At 58.9% G+C, this 19924-nt stretch carries 14 protein-coding genes and 1 pseudogene; 11 read left to right on the plus strand and 4 right to left on the minus strand.

The features are described from left to right. Both Q1A75_RS11050 and Q1A75_RS11055 read right to left on the minus strand, forming a co-directional pair. Positions 1 to 266 (minus strand): annotated as a pseudogene (locus tag Q1A75_RS11050) (IS3 family transposase); the annotation flags it as partial. A gap of 89 nt (positions 267 to 355) precedes the next feature. Next, complete coding sequence (locus Q1A75_RS11055) at positions 356 to 1330, minus strand: siderophore-interacting protein (protein ID WP_299546278.1); 975 nt, start codon at positions 1328 to 1330, stop codon at positions 356 to 358. Positions 1331 to 1458: 128 nt separating this feature from the next. Here Q1A75_RS11055 and Q1A75_RS11060 point away from each other — a divergent pair, with 128 nt between their 5' ends. Continuing rightward, positions 1459 to 2742 carry an MFS transporter gene (locus tag Q1A75_RS11060; RefSeq protein ID WP_299546280.1) on the plus strand — a complete coding sequence of 428 codons (1284 nt, stop codon included), beginning with the start codon at positions 1459 to 1461 and terminating at the stop codon, positions 2740 to 2742. Next, positions 2742 to 4910, plus strand: a complete 2169-nt coding sequence (locus Q1A75_RS11065) for a TonB-dependent receptor (RefSeq protein WP_299546281.1) — start codon at positions 2742 to 2744, stop codon at positions 4908 to 4910. The genes Q1A75_RS11060 and Q1A75_RS11065 overlap by 1 nt, the downstream gene beginning before the upstream one ends. 51 nt (positions 4911 to 4961) lie before the next feature. Here the strand turns inward: Q1A75_RS11065 and Q1A75_RS11070 are convergent, their stop codons facing one another. Continuing rightward, entirely contained in the window at positions 4962 to 6269 is a 1308-nt protein-coding gene (locus Q1A75_RS11070) for a SidA/IucD/PvdA family monooxygenase (protein ID WP_299546283.1), read from the minus strand. Position 6270: 1 nt separating this feature from the next. Beyond that, entirely contained in the window at positions 6271 to 7371 is a 1101-nt protein-coding gene (locus Q1A75_RS11075; protein WP_299546285.1) for a hypothetical protein, read from the minus strand. Between the two features lie 93 nt (positions 7372 to 7464). Between Q1A75_RS11075 and Q1A75_RS11080 the strand changes: the two genes are divergently transcribed. From Q1A75_RS11080 to Q1A75_RS11120, 9 genes are all read left to right on the plus strand, one after another. Continuing rightward, a complete protein-coding gene (locus Q1A75_RS11080) occupies positions 7465 to 9111 on the plus strand; it encodes an IucA/IucC family protein (RefSeq protein WP_299546287.1) in 1647 nt (548 codons plus the stop codon). Continuing rightward, complete coding sequence (locus tag Q1A75_RS11085) at positions 9108 to 9998, plus strand: GNAT family N-acetyltransferase (protein WP_299546289.1); 891 nt, start codon at positions 9108 to 9110, stop codon at positions 9996 to 9998. Before Q1A75_RS11080 ends, Q1A75_RS11085 begins: the two co-directional genes overlap by 4 nt. Then, the gene (locus Q1A75_RS11090) at positions 9995 to 11767 is read left to right on the plus strand and encodes an IucA/IucC family protein (protein WP_299546291.1); all 1773 of its coding nucleotides are present in this window, start codon (positions 9995 to 9997) and stop codon (positions 11765 to 11767) included. Before Q1A75_RS11085 ends, Q1A75_RS11090 begins: the two co-directional genes overlap by 4 nt. A gap of 154 nt (positions 11768 to 11921) precedes the next feature. Further along, entirely contained in the window at positions 11922 to 12956 is a 1035-nt protein-coding gene (locus Q1A75_RS11095) for a hypothetical protein (protein WP_299546293.1), read from the plus strand. 5 nt (positions 12957 to 12961) lie between these two features. Beyond that, the gene (locus Q1A75_RS11100; RefSeq protein WP_299546295.1) at positions 12962 to 13612 is read left to right on the plus strand and encodes a hypothetical protein; all 651 of its coding nucleotides are present in this window, start codon (positions 12962 to 12964) and stop codon (positions 13610 to 13612) included. A 167-nt stretch (positions 13613 to 13779) separates the two neighbouring features. Next, positions 13780 to 15204, plus strand: a complete 1425-nt coding sequence (locus Q1A75_RS11105; protein WP_299546297.1) for a biotin/lipoyl-binding protein — start codon at positions 13780 to 13782, stop codon at positions 15202 to 15204. Next, positions 15197 to 16786 (plus strand): glycosyltransferase, encoded by a 1590-nt coding sequence (locus Q1A75_RS11110; protein WP_299546299.1) that lies wholly within the window; start codon positions 15197 to 15199, stop codon positions 16784 to 16786. The genes Q1A75_RS11105 and Q1A75_RS11110 overlap by 8 nt, the downstream gene beginning before the upstream one ends. Before the next feature lie 100 nt (positions 16787 to 16886). Further along, entirely contained in the window at positions 16887 to 18302 is a 1416-nt protein-coding gene (locus tag Q1A75_RS11115) for a mannose-1-phosphate guanylyltransferase/mannose-6-phosphate isomerase (protein WP_299546301.1), read from the plus strand. A 197-nt stretch (positions 18303 to 18499) separates the two neighbouring features. Further along, a complete protein-coding gene (locus Q1A75_RS11120; protein WP_299546302.1) occupies positions 18500 to 19894 on the plus strand; it encodes a nucleotide sugar dehydrogenase in 1395 nt (464 codons plus the stop codon). Positions 19895 to 19924: the final 30 nt, after the last annotated feature.

The raw sequence follows: 19924 nt of genomic DNA on the forward strand, positions 1-19924 counted from the left end.
CGGAACCGCTGGCCATCTGCAAACGCGTCAGACACGAAGTCCAGTGACCAGCGCTGATTGGCGCGATCCGGCACCAGAATTGGCCTGCGCGTCCCCAAGGCCCGCTTGCGCGACCGTCTACGGCGCACAGCCAGCCCTTCTTCGCGATACAGCCGGAACAGCTTCTTGTGGTTCACCTCAAAGCCTTCCCTAGCCAGCAAGATGCCCAGACGACGATATCCGAACCGCCGACGCTCATTCGCCAACTCACGTAGCCGCTTGCGCAGGGCCTCATCGTAAGCACAACAACCGTCATTCTCTGGTTACAAGTCCTGGGTCTGACGCAATTGTCCGAATAGCCAGGCCAAATCGTCTCCTATTTCCAATAGGCGGCCATGTACCTGCTCTCTGGACCAATACCGTGATCGGCAGCAAATGATCGTGCGATAGCCACCTCGTGAGAGCCCGCTGCAAACCAAAGATATGTATCAGCCTCGCGCATCCCTTCATCAATCAGGGTTTGAGCAAGATCCGCGGCGCCATTTCGAACAATCCAACGGACATCAAAACCTGCATGATCAAATGCTGAAATGTCGTCAGGTTCATGCACGGCGATTGTTACGGAACCGACAGCATTGCCAGATGTTTCTCGCAGGATGCGTCGGATCGCTGGCAAGGCGGTTTCATCCCCCCAGAGTGAGAGCCTGGTTGCGACGGGCAGTCCGCTGCCCCCCGGCCCCATCAGGCCAACCGGGTCCCCAACAGACAAGGTCGCTGCCCAAGTGTTTGTCCGACCTTCGTCATGGCAGAAGATGTCAATGTCCACGCTATCGTCGCGCCAATCGGCGATGGTGTAGACAGGCCGATGCGACAAGGGGCTATTGTCAGGCCAGATGGTTCGCCCTGTTGTGTCGATTTCGGGCCACTCTATCTTTCCTGCACCCGGTGCAATCAAGCGGACGTGGTAACCGCCATGCGCCAGGTGATCCGTTGTACCCGCAAGCGAAAGTCTGAGAAAAGAGGGAGAAATCGGGTATATGTCGGCAACCTTCAGAATGGTCAGATTGGCAGGGTGCCCGGTTCGCACATCGTTCCAGTCCAAAGCGAACTGCCCTTCAACGTGGGCGTTCACCGCGTCGCGCAGGACCGCCAACCGCCCCTCATCCTCTGCAGACAGGTGCAGGCGCACCCCGCGATCTTCAATCCGGGCCGAGATCATCCCGTATTGCGTAGAAACATCCAATCCTTGGGCGGTTGTCTGAACAGTGAGGTCATGATCCGCCGCCTCAGCGCGCAACAAGTCGAAAATACCGGTGGCGCTGCTTGGCAAAAGAGCGGTGTTTTCAGGCATCCAGAGTGTTCTCCTTGGTGGGTCTGGCACCTGAAGCTATCACCCTCACCTTTCATCTCGTGTTCCAGGGACACGGTCAAGCCAATTTCCTGACAGAAACACTTGTCTTTAGGCGGCGGCCATGATGTATGAACCCGCCAGCCGAGTGCGAGCCTGAAATTCTGCAAGACAGGAACGGCTCACAGGTGCTTCCCAATTCCAAGATATCAGTCGCCCTGACGGGGCTTTATCTGGCGCAGGCCGTGCCGCTTTATCTCGTGGCTGCGGCCTTGCCCCCGATCCTGCGCGCCAACGGTGTGGGTCTGGATGTAATTGGCGGTTTGGGGATCCTGCTGGCACCTTGGGTTCTGAAAGCCCTCTGGGCCTCTTTGGTGGATCACTACAGTCATCACCAGAAGATCGGGCGCAAAATGATCGTCACGGGCTGTCTGCTGGTGACGCTTAGCGGCATTCTGGCGCTGTCCACGCTTGATCCTGTCAATGATGCGACAGTTTTCTTTCCCATCCTGATGGCGATGTCCTTGTCGTCAGCCACGCAGGATATCGCGTCGGATGGCTGGGCGGTAGAACACCTTCCGCCTGCCGACCAGCCGGGCGGCAGTGCACTGCAAGGCGGTGCTGTCGCACTTGGCGTGGTGATTGGAGGGTCGGGCACACTGGTGCTTTATGACCTGCTGGGCTGGTCGCAGGCCTTGTGGATGATGGCAGGCCTGACTGTATTGCTGGTTCTGCCGTTCCTGAGGCTGCCGGAAGAAACAGGCAGGCGTCTGCTGCCGACTGATCGAGGTAGACCAAAGCTCATGCGCTTTACGAGCGTCGAAGGGGCATGGTCCATGCTCGCCTTCGCCCTGATCTTCCGCCTGCCAGAAGGGTTGGTGAAAGCGCTGGAACAACCGTTCCTTGTCGACCAAGGCTTTACCCTGTCGGAGGTCGGCGCGATATCGGGTGGCTCTGCCGCCGCGGTGGGCGTTTTTGGCGCTCTCGTCGCCGCGTGGTTGATCCGGCTGTGGGGCCTGCTGCCCTTTCTTATACTTCTGATCTGTGGGCGCACGTTGGCTTTTGGTGCCTTCTACGCTGCCGCCACCACGGGCATTACACAGTGGATGCTGATCGCCCTATCAGTCTTTGACACCTTCCTGCGCTATATCGAGATTGTGGGACTGTTTACCGCCTTCATGCGTTTTGCATCGCTCAGGCAGGCGGCCACCGATTTCACCCTGCTCACCAGCGCCACGCTGCTGATGTATATGATCGGCGGAATTCTTGCCGGCCAGCTGGCCGAAGCGATGGGATACGGGCCTGTCTTCCTGACCGCCGCATTGCTTTCGGGGATCGCAGGCTGGATCGCACTGATCCTGCTGCCAGTGCGTGTCCGAACCGCCCCACTTACACCCGCCACGGAGACGTCCTGATGACATTTGCCCGCCATTTATTGAGTACCAGCACACTTGCGCTTGGTGTTGCCGTTCCCGCGTTCGCCCAGGAACAGGAAGAACCCGTCGAGCTGGGCGAAATCGTTATTCAGGCCGTGCGCACCGGCGCGTCCGAGAGCTCCATCCCCGGCACGGTGCAAGTTGTCGAGGGCGAAGACGTCATTGAACGTGTCCGCCGCGGGCAATCGCTTTCACGCGCTCTGTCGGACCTGGTGCCGGGCCTCGCGCCCGCCAATGGTACTATTGGCGGAGCCAGCCAAACCCTGCGGGGCAGGACCACGCAGATCCTCATCGACGGCGTGGCGCGCACGTCGGAATTGCGCGGTTTCGACAGGGAGTTGTCTGTGCTCGATCCCAATTCCATCGAGCGGATCGAAATTGTCAAAGGCTCCACTGCGCGTTTTGGCAACGGGGCGACGGGCGGCATCATCAACATCGTAACCAAAAAGCCGTCTGATGAACCAAAGACAACACTGGAAACCCGTCTATCAGCCCAAAGCGGCAGCGGTAGTGTCAGCAACGATCTTTTCCTGTCACAAGACACGCGCGCTGGTGACCTGGGTCTGCGGTTCGAGCTGTCACGCAGCGATACAGGTGCATCTTTCGATGGCGACGGCAATCGCATACCTTCGGACCCGCTGATAGGACAAGGCGGTGGCAGTGACGTCGAGCGCTATTCATTTGGCGTGGCTGCAAACTGGGCACGGGGACCACACGAGCTGGACGTCCGGCTTGACGCCTATCGGCTGGAACAGGAAATCGATTTTTTCACCGACTACGATAGCAACCCGGCGCGGATCACAGACCGGCCCTACACTGGGGAACCTGTTGAAGATCGTGGTGTAAGTGCGAATGTCACTTATCGTTATGACAACACGGCCTGGGGTGATCTTGAAATCAATGCGTACGCCACAGATATCGACCGCCGCGCCTCTCTGGCCGAGCCTGGGCCAGCAAACCTGCTTTACTATACACTCAGCACCACCGATCTAGCTCAGGACCCGCTATCGCAGAGCGAACTTTTTACAACAACTTATGGCATCTCCGCCACCATACGAACGCCGATGGCATGGCTTGCTCCGGATGCAACACTCACATGGGGCATCGACCTTGGCCGGGATGAGGTCGAACAGAAGACGCTCGATGGCAGGGATCTGCTTGCACCAATGAAGCAGGATAACGTCGCTGTGTTTGCACAGGCCGAAATTCCGATCGGACCGAGGCTGGATCTGAGCACCGGGTTCCGGGCTGAGCGTTTCTCGCTCGATGTCTCTGACTTCAATCGGCCCGCTGCTGCACAATTGATCCAAAGAGACGATGGATCCTTTGTGCAGTTTCCGCTTGCGCCGGTCGATGTGATCGGTGGCGAGTTTGACTATGACGCTGTCGTAGGCAACCTAGGTCTGGTGTACGAGCTCTCCCAAACGACATCAATTTATGGTGGGTTCAGCCAAGGCTTTTCACTGCCCGATGTGGGTGCATTTACCCGCAGAGCAGCAGTCCTGCCGGGAGAGACGCCGGTTGTTTCCTTCGCCGATATCCGGCCCGAAGCGCAAATCGTGGATACGTGGGAACTGGGGATGCGGTACAATACTGACCGTTTGTCCGTCGATAGTTCCATTTACTATTCGACCTCCGATGAAGGTGTGACCTTCAATCCCTCTACAAGCGAGATCAGCCAGCAGAAAGAACAGGTGTGGGGTGCGGAATTTAGTCTGGACTATGATATGCGCGACGATTGGAGCGTCGGCGCGCAACTTGCCTTTGTCGAAGGGCGTCTGGACAGCGATGGCGATGGTGATATGGACAGCTGGCTGCCCAATAACCGTATTCCAACGCCATTCACCGCCACGTTTTACACCGACCGATCCTTTGACAATGGCCTGAACCTGTCCGGCGAACTTGTCTTCTCTGCCGAGCGGGATCGCCCGGGGCTGCCACAGCTTGAGGACATGTTCCGTGTCAATGTCGGCGGCTCCTATCCAGTAGGCCCGGGTCGTGTGACATTCGGGGTGACCAACCTGTTCGACCGCCAGCAAGAAAACAGTGCGGCCAGCAGCGTACGCGAGAACGAACTGACAGAGGATGCGGTGCGCGTCGCCGATGAGGGGCGTCGGGTATCGGTTGGCTATTCAGTGTCGTTCTAGCCTTTTGACCTGCCGCGCCCCGATGTGCCGGGCGCGGTAGGCAACACTTGATCACGCTGGAATGCGAACCGTATCTTCGGACACCCGGCCATCAGCCCAGTCGACCAACCCAGCCGATACGCGCCGCAGTGCGTCGAAGATGGGCTTGCCGGTGAAGTCCTCCAGTATTGCAGCACTCCTCCAGGCGGTCAGGCTGAGTTGCGGATCGACGATGCCATGCGATTGCCGCCCATGATTTAGCCCGTAGATTGGCGTCTCCTCCGGACCATCCCACTGCACACGGTAGCGGGTATCCAATTCCAGCGCTCCGCCCGCCTCGATGTTCAGCCGATCGCGGATCGGGTCCAGACACGCAGGAACCGCGGGCCGGAACCCTGTCGCAAGGATTACGATATCAGCAGTGAGTTCCTCCACTCCGCCAACCGGCGTTTCGGCGTTCAGATGGAAACCGCCAAAGCGCCGTTCGATCCGCGTCACCGTCCGCCCAGGGTGCAGGGAAACGATATCGCGCCCTTCCACGTACCGATGGCGATAGATCTGTCGGTAAATCTCGTCCGCTGTGGCTGGGGTTAACCCGTCGCTGCTGTACTTTTGCGCAGATACAGCCGCCTCTTTGACGGCGTCTGTCAGGTTCAAAAACACGTCGTGGTAGGCCGGGGTATAGATCTGATCGACCAGCCCACCTTCCTGCAGTTGCCAGAACGCGCTGCGGCGGCTGAGCCATGTCAATTCGGCAGGCATGGGGTCGGCTCCCAGCAGGTCAAGCACAATCTCCGCTCCGGTCTGGCCTCCTCCGATCACGGCAACGCGTTTGCCGGTGATGTCCGGCTGGCGTTCCAGATATTCGATCCCGTGGAAGCAATTCGGGCAGACGGGTGCGTCCTGCGGCAGGTTGGGTACGGGCCCGGTTCCCACCGACAGCCCCCGGGCGCGCAATATCTGGCCAGAGGCCATGCGCAGAACAAAGCGCTGGCCATCATGATCTACCTCACGCACCGCGGCGTCGAATTGACATGTCCCAAGTTCATGGGCGACCCAGGCCATGTAGTCGGTGAATTCCCGGCGCGACACGGTATCGAACCGGGCGGCCATGAAGTCATAGAAACGTCCTTGCTGGACAAGGTAGTTCAGGAAGCTCCACACACTGGTCGGAAGGACAGGTGTGACCATGTCCTTGAGGTAAGAGGTCTGCATGGCGCTGTTGTCAAAGGCGAGCCCCGGATGCCACGAGAATGTGCGCTTCTGGTCAAAGAATCGTGCGTTCAGCCCGGGCACGTTATGGGCCAGCGCCGCAAGGCTAAGGTTGAACGGGCCGATGCCGATACCGGCAAGGTCCGTGGAAGAGATGTCGGGTGTCATTTCAGGTCCTTTGTGTTGAGGGAGGAGCAAAGGCCAAAGCGGCACCGGAGAGTGCAACAATGGCAAAGGGCGCTGCCGGGGAAAGCGCCATCAGCGCCGATCCCGATGCCACCCCGCCGGCGAGCGATGCGATCTGGATCGCGCCATTCCAACCGGTGACCTGAAGCTGGGCATAATCCTTGCGGGTCATGATTTCGGATAAGTTGAGCGTAAAGAGCAGCCCTGTCGAGCCGCCAATGACAAAGCTGAGCACGAAGAAAACCAAGAGCTGATCCGCCAAGGGCACGCACGCTGCGGCGAGAACAAGCAAAAGGCCTGCAATACGCGCGCCCTGCTGATCCACACGCTGTACCAGCAGGCGCAACGACAGAAACAGGCCCAGATTGGCAGCGGCAAGGCAGAGCCCTGCATAGCCCGCTGATCGCATGGGATCAGCATCCAGCCGGTCAAGGATCAGGGGGGCAAGCCCGATCTGCGACGCCCCGACTGCGATCTGTGTCAGGACCGTGACGCGGAATGCGGTCAGTTTGGGCGGTCGAATAGAGGCGCGCAGACACGGTGCAAGCCGCCCCCGGCTCATTCCAAGGCTGATCGCCGCACCAAGCGCGGCTGGCAGCAACGGCGCCAGCGGTGAAAGCATTAGAAGCGGACCGATCAGGGCGGCAGAAAAAATACGTCCCACGCTGCCCATGGACTGTACGATTCCCAGTCCGCGCTGACTGTCCTTCTGCGCCACGCCTTGTGTCTGCGCGACCAGTATCAAGCCCGCCGCAGATACACCTTGTACGGACCGGATCAGGGCCAGCATCACCAGGGCAAGCTCTGCGCCCAGACCCTGTGCGCCCGTCCCAATCAGGTAGAGCAACGCAAGATTTGCGAGCAGAAGTCCGCCGAGCCCGGCAAGAACGACTACCCGTCCACCGAGCAAACTGACAAAAGGCAAGGCAACGCCCGCTGTGACCAGTCCAATGGCCACCGCCAGCCCAATCTCACTTTCATGCAAGCCCAAGGCCAGCGCTAGAACCGGTACCATGCCGATCAGCGCGGTCTGCTGGAATGCATGACCGGCAAGAACCGGCCAGAAGTTCGAGAGAGGTGACATGGCGACCTTGCGAATCCTGATAAAAAGAGTCGGTAATACCTGCGAGACGATGAGTAAACGCGATTATTCCTGTTCGGCGAAAGGGCGCACATCATGACTCACCCCCACATGGCCGGCGATCTTGCCGCCCTCGATGCTTTTTTGAACTCGGCTTTGCGCGAGGGCCAACTGTCCGAAGCACGGCTTGACGATACCTATCTCTGCTTTGCCGATCAGGTTGGGCGAAACATCATAGTCGAGGTCCGGCAGAGGTCTAATTTCCGCACGTTGTTCGGCCCCGGGGTTTGGCGTCGTGCCGCAATGGGTTGGGAAGACATCAGCGTCGCCCAGCTTCTGACCCATCTGTCGAAGACCGGGGGTGATACTTTTCGCACCCGCGTGATGGACAGCCTCGCCGCCCTGCGCCGTGCACCGGCGATGAACACCGATGCCGGGACGTGGAATTTCCTTGATGCGGAGCAGGCCCTGAAGGCGGGTCATCCGTTCCACCCCAACCCGCGCAGCCGGGACGAGATGACGGTAGAGGATGCTACACGGTACGCACCGGAGCACGAACAAACGTTCCAGTTGCGCTGGTTTGCGGCAGACCCGCATCTCGTGACACGGAATACCGGGGCAGCAGGTCATTTGCGCCTGTTGGCGGATGCTGATCTGGGTCCGGTTGACCCCAAAAAGATCCCCCTGCCCTGGCATCCGTGGCAGGCCGAAAGGCTTGTCCCGCAGCATGCCATCAAGGAACTGATTGATTGCAAAGCCCTGGTCGATCTTGGCCACGGCACCGGAAAATGGGGCGCAACATCGTCGATGCGCTGCCTACATGGTTGGCACGCGCCATTCATGATCAAGACATCCCTGTCTTTGCGTCTGACCAATTCCATTCGACATCTTTCAATGCGAGAGGTGGTGCGAGGTGTGCACATCTCTGATTTGCTCCGCTCTGACCTTGGCGTCCGTATCAAGCGGGACTTTCCGACCCTGAACATCCTCGGGGAACCGGGCTATGCAGCGCTGCGCGATCTGGCAGGCGTGGTGCGTGACGACACGATTGTCGTCTTGCGCGACAACCCCTTCCGTGACGCCAGCCAAACCGGGCCAGTGATGCTGGCGGCACTGTGCGAAGCACGGCCCAATGGGCGTTCCGCGCTGGGGGATTTGGTGCATACGCTTGGACCAGATGCCGCGCCACGCTGGTTCACCCGCTTTCTGGAAGTCGCCATTTGGCCGCTGCTTGAATTGCGCGCGCGGTACGGACTTCTGTTCGGTACCCACCAGCAGAACATGATGCTTGCCCTTGACCAAGGCTGGCCCGCGTCCGTCTGGGTGCGCGATTGCCAAGGCACCGGCCATCTGGATAGTTTTCACGAGATGCTGACGCAGCAGTGTCCCGGCATCGGTGAAGGTTCGGAAAATGTTGTGGACGCAGAGTTGGGCGACGGCCTTGTCACCTATTACGTGGTGATCAACAGTGTTCTCAATACACTCTCTACACTCGTCCTGGATGGGTTGGCGAGCGAGGACAACCTGACCGGCCTGTTGCGCGATTTCCTGCGGCGGGCCCGGGGGCAGACCCCGGGCGATACCGCGCTTTACACCCGCCTCCTCGATCGACCGACCCTCACCTGCAAGGGAAATTTCGCAACCAGCCTCAGCGGCGTGAACGAAGCCGATGGCGACGCGCGCGGACAGGTAGCCAGCTTCCTCGATCTTCCCAACCCTCTATTGGAGCCTGTCTACGCATGACCCTTGACGCTGCCACGCTGACCCAAGCCGTCTTTCCGTCCCCCAACGACCCCGCGCCATTCGCCCGCTGGGTCGAAGCCCGCTTTGCCGAAGACCACAAAGCGACACATATCGACCTGCCGTCGGACATGGTGCGCGCGGGCCTGTCATCCCGCCTGCCCGGGTATGTCGATACGCGGGATGGCAAAAGACGCATTCACCGCTCGGGCTTTCTGCAAACACCCGAACCGTGGCTCAAACATCCGCAGACCCGCTTTCAGATGGCGGGGCTGATCCCGGGCCCGGACAGGCGTGACCACCCGTTGCGGCCACCCAATCCGCAAGGCCTTGTCTATGAACGGTTCTTTGCGGATGCAGGTATCACAGTGTCTTTTCGCGCGGTGGACATCGCGCGTGACCTTGACACCTTCCACCGCTGGCAGAACGACCCGCGCGTAGCCTATTTCTGGGAAGAGGACCGATCAAAGGAAGAATTGCGTGGCTTTCTTGAAAACCGGCTGTCGGATGCGCACAACTTCTCGGTCATCGGTGAATATGACGGCCAGCCTGTGGGATACTTCGAGATTTACTGGGCGCGCGAAGATCGGTTGGGCGCATATTACGACGCAGGTCCATGGGATCGTGGCTGGCATGGTCTGATTGGTGAGGTTAGCGCGCTTGGGCGCGCCAGAACGTCGGCCTGGATCCGAGCGTTGACCCACTACATCTTTCTTGATTGCCCGATGACTGATCTGGTTGTAGGCGAACCGCGCGTCGATAACGCCAAGTTGCTGCGCTATGCCGATGCGCTGGCCTATCGCAAGATCAAGGAATTCGACTTTCCGCACAAACGGTCTGCCCTGATGCACTGCGCACGGGACGATTTCTTTGGACAGGTGCATCTATGAGCCAGACGTTTGACGCCGTGCGGCGCCGCCTGCTGGCCAAGATGATCAGCGAATTAAGCTGGGAAGAAGTCCTGCATCCAGAGCATGGCGATCCCTGCCAGCTTAAACTCGCTTCAGGCCGGATTTATCGCTTTCGGGCGACGCGGCGCATCTGGGACAATCTTGATATCGCCCCGGAAAGCCTGTTGGTCGATACCGGAGAGACACCCTGCCCGCTACGCTTTGTCATTGATGCAAGGGTCGAGCTTGGGATGACCCCTGACACCGAAGCCATGTTTCTGCGCGAGCTGTCCAATACACTGCGGCAGGATATCGAGCTGGAGCGGCTTTATGGTGATCTGGATGCCGCGGCGCTGATCTCTCTGCCCACACGTACCCTGCATGCAGCGCTTGAGGGGCATCCTAAAGCCGTGGCCAACAAGGGGCGCCTTGGCTGGGGCACGGCCGACGTGACCGCATATGCGCCTGAGTATGCGCAACCCATCCGGCTGTTCTGGCTGGCGGCGGATTCCGATCTGCTGCGCAGCGGAACATCAGGTGACATCGACGAAACAGAGTTGCTTGATCAAGTACTTGGAGTGGACGAGGCCAATGCGCTCAGGCAACGCGCGCAGCAGGCGGGTGCAGTCGACGCACATGTCCTACTTCCGGTTCATCCGTGGCAATGGCGCAACCATCTTGAACAGGCCTTTGTGGTCGAGATCGCCCAAAGTCGGCTGATCCCGCTGGGTCAGCACGGCCCTGATTTTGTGGCTACCCCCAGCCTCCGCACGCTGACGCCCGTCAACACAAGGCCATACGAGGTCAAGTTGTCCTTGGGTATTCTGAACACGTCCGCATGGCGGGGCATGCCTGGGAAATACATCGAACTCGGAGGTGCATTGTCGGATTGGCTGGACGGGCTGGTCCATGCCGATCCCCTCTTGAATAGTCGTGTCATGGTTTTGCGCGAGGCGCTTGGTCACTGGGCGGCTCACCCGATCCTATCTGATTGCCCCGACGCCCCCTATCGCCATCACGAGATGCTGGGCGCAATCTGGCGCGAGAACGCATGTGCGAAGGTCGGCCCCGGCAGGCAGGCCGTGATGGCCGCCGCCCTGTTTCACCACGGCGCGTGCGGCACGCCTTTGGCGCAGACTTATGCAATGGCGGCTGGGGTTCCTATCAAAGTTTGGCTGAAGGCGCTGTTCGAAGCCACTGTTGTACCGCTCTGGCACATGCTTTGCCGCTATGGTGTCGGCTTTATCGCCCATGGGCAAAACATCACTGTCATCCTTGAAAACCACATGCCTGTGGGCATGGCGCTCAAGGATTTCCAAGGCGATCTGGACCTGGTCGATCAGGATTTCCCGGAAATGCATGGGCTTGATCCTGCAATACGTGCGCTGCTGCCCCGCAAACCACCCGCTTACATCATCCACGATATCCAGACGGCCCATTTCGTGACCGTACTACGTTTTCTGTCAGCGGCCCTTGCCCGCGCCGGACAGATGGAGGAAGACCAGTTCTACCACGTGCTGCAACAGGTTTTGCTGGACTACAAAAAGCGGCATTGCAGCCTTGCGGACCGTTATCGAATGTTCGACCTTTTCGAACAGATGATGCCGAAGGTCTGCATTAATAAAGTGCGGCTTTCCATCGGGTATGGCGACAGCGGCGAACGTCCCTTGCCCGCTCGGGGCACCGATCTTGTGAACCCTCTTTCGGGCAGCTGGCACCACCAAGAGGGTGTCCGCCACGATCCGACACTGGCTGATCACCTGTTCTGACGCGAACGCAGGCCACAATTACCCGCTGGCAAAACTGCAAAACGCATGGAATTCCTGACTTGTGAACTCATCGCACCCGCGACACACTCATAGCGTGTGGGTTATTTCGCCCGCCGTATTTTAGAACTCAATCCATTTTTTCTGGAGCATTACAATGAAAATGAATTTGGACGAAGTCCCCTTGGGGGCGCGACGTCGCGCATCCCAAATGCTGGAAAGCATCCGTGGTACCGACATGGACCCGACCAAGGGCAGAGCTGCCCTGTCGGGCGAGGTCAACGCAGTCTTCCGCCCTGACTTGAAAGACGTGGCGTATTTCGAATTCGTCGTCGATCTTGGGCGCGAGCGAGGGCGTAACGTGGCCATTTCGGGGCGCGGCGAAGAGGTCAGGCGCGTGCCTGCGAGGCACGGTTTCATCATCGCCTCAAGCGATACACACGATCACCCGATATCGCATTGGTCGCTTGACCGCGAACCACCAAGCCATCAGCTTGCCCTGGCCGCGAAGGAAAAAGGGGCCAAGGTTGCACGTTTGTTCAAGCTCGATGCCCTGTCCTATGCGGGCGAGGCAGAAGACGGCGAAATGGTTGCGCAAACCGGTCAACTGCCCATGCCAATTGATGGTCTGCTCAAAGATGTGGAAAAGATGCGCGGTAAGATCTCGGGCACCATGGCGCGCCCCGCGAGTGCCCGAAAGAACGATGAGGTAGCCAGCAAGGAACCGCACGAGGTGCGCAGCACCGGCCAGCGTCGTCAACAGACCAAGATCGGGTCGGCAGGATCGTGGAAGGAATTGCGCGACATCTATGGCGAAACATTCGGCCCACTGCTGAGCGCCCTCAGGCAGCAGGCCGCCTCTGCCTGGGAAATCGAGGAGCTGGTCGCGGAATTGGGCGAAGGCATCATGACCGGCACAACCCACAAGGTTGCACTGCTTGAAGCGGATGCCAACGTCGAAGTCTCTGGCGACGGTGCAGGATTGGTGAAGGTCGAAGTCATGCCAACCACTGACACCGGCGGTTGCGTCGTGCTGCACGTGACCGACGAGAAGTTGCGCGAGGAAGTGTCATTCGACCTGCACATTTCCTATCGCTCCGGCCTGCAAGAACACCTGCACTTTTTCGCAGTTTCCCCCACAACCCCATCCAACACCAAGCCCAACAGCGGCATGGCCGAGTTCGAGGAGTAATCATCATGGCATATACATATTACTGGGCCGATGGCTCCGCATCACAGCAACCTTACAACCAGTACACCGTGAACGGATGCGCGATCGGGTGTGGCAGTCTTGCATGGACGATCCTGTTCCTGTGGGGCGACCGACAGGCTGGAACCGGCAACAGCTACTGGGCACCGCGTTGGGGTCTTTACCGTCAGGATGGTGGTACGGGGGCAGACGTTGTGTCTCCGACGTCGCAAACGGCAGGCGTGAACAACGTGATCGAAGAGATCGCCGACGATGTCGACACGTTCTGTGCCTTCGGGCAGGGGGCCACGCACCCCGCGACGATGGGTCAGGCCAGCCGGTACTTCTCCGGACGGACGGGCACAACACTGGTCGAACACCACAACATCTTCGGTGTCAGTGAATCGCGCCTGCGCGAATACGCCCGAAACTCGATCCGAGATCGTGATACGCCGGCTGTGATCGGAACAGGCTGGCTCAGCCACTACCCGGTGGCCTATGGCTACGCGTGGCAATCGCGCATCGTGCGCAAATGCTTCATCTTCTGCTGGAACGAAACGGTCTATGACCGTTGGTTCTGGGTGAACCAGGGCTGGGGCGGCAGCGGCAACGACTGGGTGCCGGCAGACACTTGGTTCGCGGGTGAAATTTACCCTTAAACCCAACCGGGCCAACTGAAATTCGGGTTGGCCCGCCTTCTATCGCTTCCCTATCCTTTGGTATAATCGGCTGACCTTTCTTTCTACCCACTGACCCCACGCACATCACCACGCCATCACGGCTCTTACTATTGTCGGCATGTAGTTCGCGACGGAGCACATGCGTTTTGAAAATCGTTCACCAAGCCCCGGGGGTCGACCTCGACTGGAAAGTAAAGGCCCCCCTCACATTCGAGACGCCAGGCGGCGCGGTCGTGGGCATCGAAAGCTGGTCGCTCGCGGGTCTCAGATGGCCCACGGACGCAGGTGACGCACCCAAGGCAGGGACGCTCAGCATTCCGTTCCAGGGTGTCGACATCCGGTTTCCGGTACGCCTGCGCAAGACCGATGACGCGGATATCCTTGCGTTAGATGGCCTCAGCGGGCGGCAACGAGAAACGCTTGCCCTCTTCTACCGTTCCCTTCTGTCCGGGCGTATGGCCAGCAGTGACGAAGTGATCACCAGCCTTGATACACCACTTGATCTAGTCCCGATGGAGGAAACGGAAGCTGAACGTACGCAGCTGCCGGGCAGGCAGATATTCCGGGCGCTGCGTGTGGTTGCCAATGTAATGACCTACCTGTTGCTGGCAGCGACCGTCGTGGCAATTGTCGGCAACAACATCTTTACCAATCTTGATCGGATTGACATTCAGCACGGCCGCGTTGTCGCCCCCATGAATACTAACTTCCCAAAACGGGCTGGGGTTGTTGAGAAGGTGTTGGTCACCCGCGGCCAGGCCGTGCACGAGGGTGATATCCTGATCCGGATGTACGACCCCAAGCTGCAGGCCGATCTGTCAGATACCGAGGCACGGATGACCGCGGCTGCCAAAGCATATGACGACGTCAAACAGGCATTGATTCAACTCGACGGACTGACAGACACAGATGCTCCGGTCATTAGAATGGCCACCGCATCCCGATACCACGCAATGTTCATCGGCTCGGGTCAATTTGACGACATGCGGCGCCAATGGCTCGCACTCAGAGACCAGCGCGCACAACTGGCCGACACGTTTGATCCGGTTAGTATCGTTCGCGAGATGCTGGCTGCGGAACTGACACACAGACAAGCGGACATCGATAGTCTGCACGCCCAGCACACAGCAAGGCTGGACCTGATTGCCCTCAACCACATCACAGCGCCATCGGACGGCATCGTGCAGGAGGTTCTGGTGCACAAGGGGCAGCCTGTATCCGCCTCCCCCGCCCCCTTGGCTTTCGAAAGCACAGAGCCCCGCGTGACAATCGGTTGGGTGTCCGAACGCTTCGCCGAAACCATGTTCATTGGCATGCCGGCCAGCATTGGGCTGAACGAAGGTGCGGAACGCATCAAGTTCACAGGCACGGTCACGGACCTGCAGGCCGGCGACCACCCCGAACGGCCCGGTGAGTTCGGGATCATCGTGACCGTAACCCCCGCGGACCTGTCCGCCGCGGGAACCAAAGCCCGCTTGCGTGCAGGCGCCCCCGTGAATTTGGATGCAAAACGACACATCGGACAGCGGCTTACTGAATGGTTTGTAGGACTGGTGAACACCAATGGCTGATCTGAATTCCGAATACGCGTTCGACAAGGATCTGACCGCGCGCCTGCAAGAGCTGCAAAAGCCGGTGCCCAACTATTTCAGCAAGTGGTCCCTGCCCCAGTTCACCCTGTTTCTGCTGCTATTCATGGGTCTGTTGTGGCTGTTGGCCAATGTGCCCAACCGATTTTTCAACCCCGGCGCTCTGCATGTCACAATGGTGCTTGGCACCTTGGGCCTTTGGCGATTTGGTTGGTGGTTCACCCATGCTTTGCGGGCGCAGGCCTATGCCCGGATAAAATGGCCGCGCCTACGGCGCCGGGCGGATGCGCTTTGGAATCAGGGGTGGCGGCCCAAACGGCTGCACATCCAGATGACGACCTATTATGAAGAACCTTCGATCACCAAGCGAGTGATTGGGTCGATCCTAGGCCAGATCCGGCGCGAGCAGATACCGACAACACTCTATATCGGGACGGGCAGCGCCTATGACGAAGGGATCATCAAAGAGTTCGTCGAAACCTATGCGCAGGATATTCCTGATGATCTGGCCCAGCTGGTGTTCATTCGCCAGAACCAGCCCGGCAAACGGATGGCAATTGGTCTGATCCTGCGGGCCATCTGCCGTTCAGGCGCGGCCCCGGATGACCTGGTCATCTTCATGGACGGTGACGCCTTGTTCGGTTTCGACGTGCTGCGCAAGACATTGTCGATGTTTGGCAGCGATCCCGAATTGCAGGCCCTGACCACGGACGAAGAAGTGATCTGCTACGGCCCTCAATGGATCGCCAAGTGGCTCGACATGCGGTTCGCCCAGCGTCGGCTGGCGATGCAAAGTCACGCGATGTCGAACCGTGTGCTGACGCTGACAGGGCGGATGAGCGTCTTTCGCGCGCAGCATATCCTTGATGAAAAGTTCATCCGCACGATCGAAGCGGATCACCTTGACCACTGGCTGTGGGGCCGGTTCCGGTTTCTGTCCGGCGACGACAAATCGACGTGGTACAGGTTGCTCAGCGTCGGGGCCAAGATGATCTATGTACCAGATGCCACCGTCTACACGATCGAAGTGATCAAGGAAAACGGCATGAAACGGATGGTGCAGAACTTCCGCCGCTGGTCGGGGAACATGCTGCGCAACGGCCGCCGCGCCATCGCACTTGGTCCAACCGCCATGCCGTTTTTTATCTGGTGGTGCGTGGTGGATCAGCGGATTGCCATGTGGACCATGATGGTCAGCCCGGTGATGGCGGTTCTGGGCAGTATGGTCGCCCCCGGCTACTTCTGGAACTGCATCATCTGGGTGCTATTCTCGCGCATCGTCCTGTGTCTGTTCCTGTTTGGTTACAGCCGTCGGGCGGACATGACATGGCCTTTCATCCTGTACCTCAACCAGGTGATCAACGCGTCGGTGAAAATCTACATGGTCTTCCACCTCTCCAAACAGAAATGGTCGAACCGCGGGAACCAAAGCGCGGGCGGCGGAACAGGCGGCGTTGAAACGGTCAAGAACGCCTTTGCCAAGTTTCAGCTGATCACCGCCGTGTCCGTCTTTCTGATGCTGACGATGATGTATGTGGGCCTGATGGAAACACCCTTTCGGTAACCTCACCTATCCTTTTGCGTCCACCGATAATCCTCGGAGACACAGCACGAACCAAAGCCGACCAGTAGTGTCATCTCAGTTGTTAAAGTGAGGTTCTAAAATGATACATCCCGTTGTTTTGGCCGGTGGTTCCGGCACACGCCTGTGGCCCGTGTCCCGCAAAAGCTACCCCAAGCAGTTCGCGCGTCTGGCGGGCGATGACACTCTGTTTCAACAGACTGTCGCACGGGTGACCGGCCCCCAATTCGCGGCACCCATGGTGATCACGGGTGAAGATTATCGCTTCATCGCGCATCAGCAATTGGATGACATGGGCGCCCGGGCCGCAGATCTGGTTATTGAGCCGGTAGGGCGTAACACAGCCGCCGCGATCCTGACGGCAGCACTTTTGCGCAAGGATACGCCAGAGGCGGTGCTGATGGTGTTGCCGAGCGACCACGCCATCACGGACGAAGCACAGTTTCGCAACAAGATCAGCAAGGCCGCGGCGCTGGCCGCCAAGGGTCCCATCGTGACGCTTGGTGTCCAGCCTGACCACCCGGCCACGGGCTACGGGTATCTGCATGTCGATGGTGGCAATCAGGACGCACTTGTCGTGTCCGAGTTTGCGGAAAAGCCAACCGAACTTCGTGCGGCCGAAATGCTGGCAGAAGGGGGTTGGCTCTGGAATTCGGGCATGTTCCTGTTCCGCGTGGATACGATCCTGCGCGCCTTTGAAGATCATGCACAGGACCTGATGGCGCCCTGCGCTGCCGCTGTCGCATTGGGCAGTAAGGATCTGGGGTTTCACCGTTTGGCTAAGGATGCCTTTGCCCGGTGCCGCAACATTTCCTTCGATCATGCCGTGATGGAACATGTGGGCGAATGCATCGCACTTGAACTAGAATGCGGTTGGTCCGATCTGGGTGGCTGGCAAGCCATGAAAGACACTGGTCCGGAAGATGACGACGCCAACGTCACGGTAGGCAATGCCACCGCAGTTGATTGCGAAGGCAGCCTGCTGCGATCAGAAAACCCGGATATCAAGCTTGTGGGCCTTGGCCTCAAGGACATTATCGCCGTGGCAACCGATGACGGCGTGCTGGTGACCGACATGGCTCACAGCGATCAGGTTGGAAAAGTCGTCGAAACTTTGCGCACAGAAGGTGCCGTTCAGGCGGACGGGTTCCGCCGCTGCCACCGTCCCTGGGGCTACTACGAAACCCTGTCGCTGGGCGACCGTTTCCAAGTCAAACGGATCATGGTGGAACCGGGTGCGCAACTGTCCCTGCAAAGCCATGTGCATCGCGCCGAACACTGGGTTGTTGTGAACGGCTCTGCCCAAGTGACAGTTGGGGAAGAGGTCAAATTGCTGGCCGAAAACGAATCCACCTACATCCCGCTTGGCGCAGTTCACCGCCTCGAAAATCCTGGAAAACTACCCCTACACCTGATCGAAGTGCAGTCCGGCTGCTACCTCGGTGAGGACGATATCATACGCTACGAAGACGCGTATGATCGGGTAGCGGCAGCATAAGTCGCACCTAATACGACCCTCCAACTTGCCACCACTCACGGCCCCGCGTGTCAAAGACACGCGGGTCTTTTTTTGCCCTCAGCCAAGATATAACCCTTGGTATAGTTGGCGATCCGTTCGCCACCGAACACTATCCCTTCGCCCGAAAATTTATTTTATTCAGTCGGTTACAAAGACCTCAAATAGGAGGTCACACCATGGAACTGAAAAAACTGAACCTGCACGACGCACAGATTGTCGTGCCCGCAAACAGCACCAAGGCACGGATCAGCATCGTCGGTCTGGGTTATGTGGGTGCGGTCTCGACCGCCTGCCTGTCGTCGCTCGGACACAAAGTCATTGGTGTCGATGTGGACCAAACCAAGATCGAACAGATCGCACGCGGTCAAAGCCCGATCCACGAGGATCAACTGGGCGAGACCCTGGCCATGGGTGTGGCGGAGGGGTTGATCACAGCAACCGATGATCTCAGCGCGGCTGTGCGCGAAACAGATGTCACCTTTGTCTCGGTTGGAACACCAACGGCGGCAGATGGCGGGTGCGACTATTCCTATATTGAACAGGCCGCTCGTTCGATGGCGGTGGGTCTGATGCAAAAGGACGGGTTTCATGTCTTTGCCATGCGCTGCTCGATCCCGCCCGGCACAACGATGAAGGTTATGGCGAATATCCTGGAATCGATGACGAACAAGAAGGCTGGGCGCGATTTCGGCATCTGCTTCAACCCCGAATTCCTGCGCGAAGGCGTTGCCATCGACGATTTCCATAATCCGCCCAAGACGGTCATAGGCACCTCGGACGTGCGCACGGCACAGATCATGCGCCAGATCTATGCGCCGGTGGATGATACCCCGATCCTGACAACGGTCGAAGTGGCCGAAACCATCAAGTATGTCGACAATGTCTGGCATGCGACCAAGGTGTGCTTTGCCAACGAAGTTGGACGGCTCTGCAAACCGCTGGGTGTCGATAGCCACGCTGTGATGGACATTTTCACACAGGATCAGAAGCTGAACCTGTCCCCCTACTACCTGAAGCCGGGCTTTGCCTATGGCGGCTCTTGCCTGCCGAAGGAAGTGCGGGCCGTCCAGCATATCGCCGAAGGATTGGGCGTGTCGCTGCCGCTGATCAGCAATCTTGACCGATCGAACCAAGAACAGATCGCACAGGCCCTGCACATGGTGCGCGAGACAGGCGCAAAACGGGTGGGCATTCTTGGCCTTGCATTCAAACCTGGCACCGACGATCTGCGCGAAAGCCCGATCCTCGAGGTTATGGCGGCTCTGCGTGAGGAAGGTGTCGAGCTGATCGTGCACGACACCGCTTTTACCCGCGACACACCGCTCGACGGCCTGATGTCTTACGTCAAGCACGGCAGCACAGGTTTGGCCAAGCTGGCTGATGGGCTCAGAGACATGCTGCGCGATGACGTGGCCGCGGTCACAGATACTGCGGACGCCATTGTGGTCTGCCACAGCAACGACACCTACCGACAGGCGGTCATGGACGCGCCGGACACTCCTGTGATCGATGTGGTCCGCCTATTCCGTGAACCCCCCCAAAACGCGCAGGTGAATGGGATCGGCTGGTAGGCCCTGCGCACCCCACACAATTCAAGGATA

Source organism: uncultured Tateyamaria sp., assembly GCF_947504105.1.
Classification (GTDB): domain Bacteria; phylum Pseudomonadota; class Alphaproteobacteria; order Rhodobacterales; family Rhodobacteraceae; genus Tateyamaria.

Bases quoted from the DNA above. Each gene is read 5' to 3' on its own strand.
- Q1A75_RS11120 (WP_299546302.1), top strand. From the start codon at position 18,500: ATGGAACTGAAAAAACTGAACCTGCACGACGCACAGATTGTCGTGCCC.
- Q1A75_RS11070 (WP_299546283.1), bottom strand. From the start codon at position 6,269: ATGACACCCGACATCTCTTCCACGGACCTTGCCGGTATCGGCATCGGC.
- Q1A75_RS11055 (WP_299546278.1), bottom strand. From the start codon at position 1,330: ATGCCTGAAAACACCGCTCTTTTGCCAAGCAGCGCCACCGGTATTTTC.
- Q1A75_RS11065 (WP_299546281.1), top strand. From the start codon at position 2,742: ATGACATTTGCCCGCCATTTATTGAGTACCAGCACACTTGCGCTTGGT.
- Q1A75_RS11095 (WP_299546293.1), top strand. From the start codon at position 11,922: ATGAAAATGAATTTGGACGAAGTCCCCTTGGGGGCGCGACGTCGCGCA.
- Q1A75_RS11080 (WP_299546287.1), top strand. From the start codon at position 7,465: ATGACTCACCCCCACATGGCCGGCGATCTTGCCGCCCTCGATGCTTTT.
- Q1A75_RS11110 (WP_299546299.1), top strand. From the start codon at position 15,197: ATGGCTGATCTGAATTCCGAATACGCGTTCGACAAGGATCTGACCGCG.
- Q1A75_RS11100 (WP_299546295.1), top strand. From the start codon at position 12,962: ATGGCATATACATATTACTGGGCCGATGGCTCCGCATCACAGCAACCT.
- Q1A75_RS11090 (WP_299546291.1), top strand. From the start codon at position 9,995: ATGAGCCAGACGTTTGACGCCGTGCGGCGCCGCCTGCTGGCCAAGATG.
- Q1A75_RS11085 (WP_299546289.1), top strand. From the start codon at position 9,108: ATGACCCTTGACGCTGCCACGCTGACCCAAGCCGTCTTTCCGTCCCCC.
- Q1A75_RS11075 (WP_299546285.1), bottom strand. From the start codon at position 7,371: ATGTCACCTCTCTCGAACTTCTGGCCGGTTCTTGCCGGTCATGCATTC.
- Q1A75_RS11115 (WP_299546301.1), top strand. From the start codon at position 16,887: ATGATACATCCCGTTGTTTTGGCCGGTGGTTCCGGCACACGCCTGTGG.
- Q1A75_RS11060 (WP_299546280.1), top strand. From the start codon at position 1,459: ATGAACCCGCCAGCCGAGTGCGAGCCTGAAATTCTGCAAGACAGGAAC.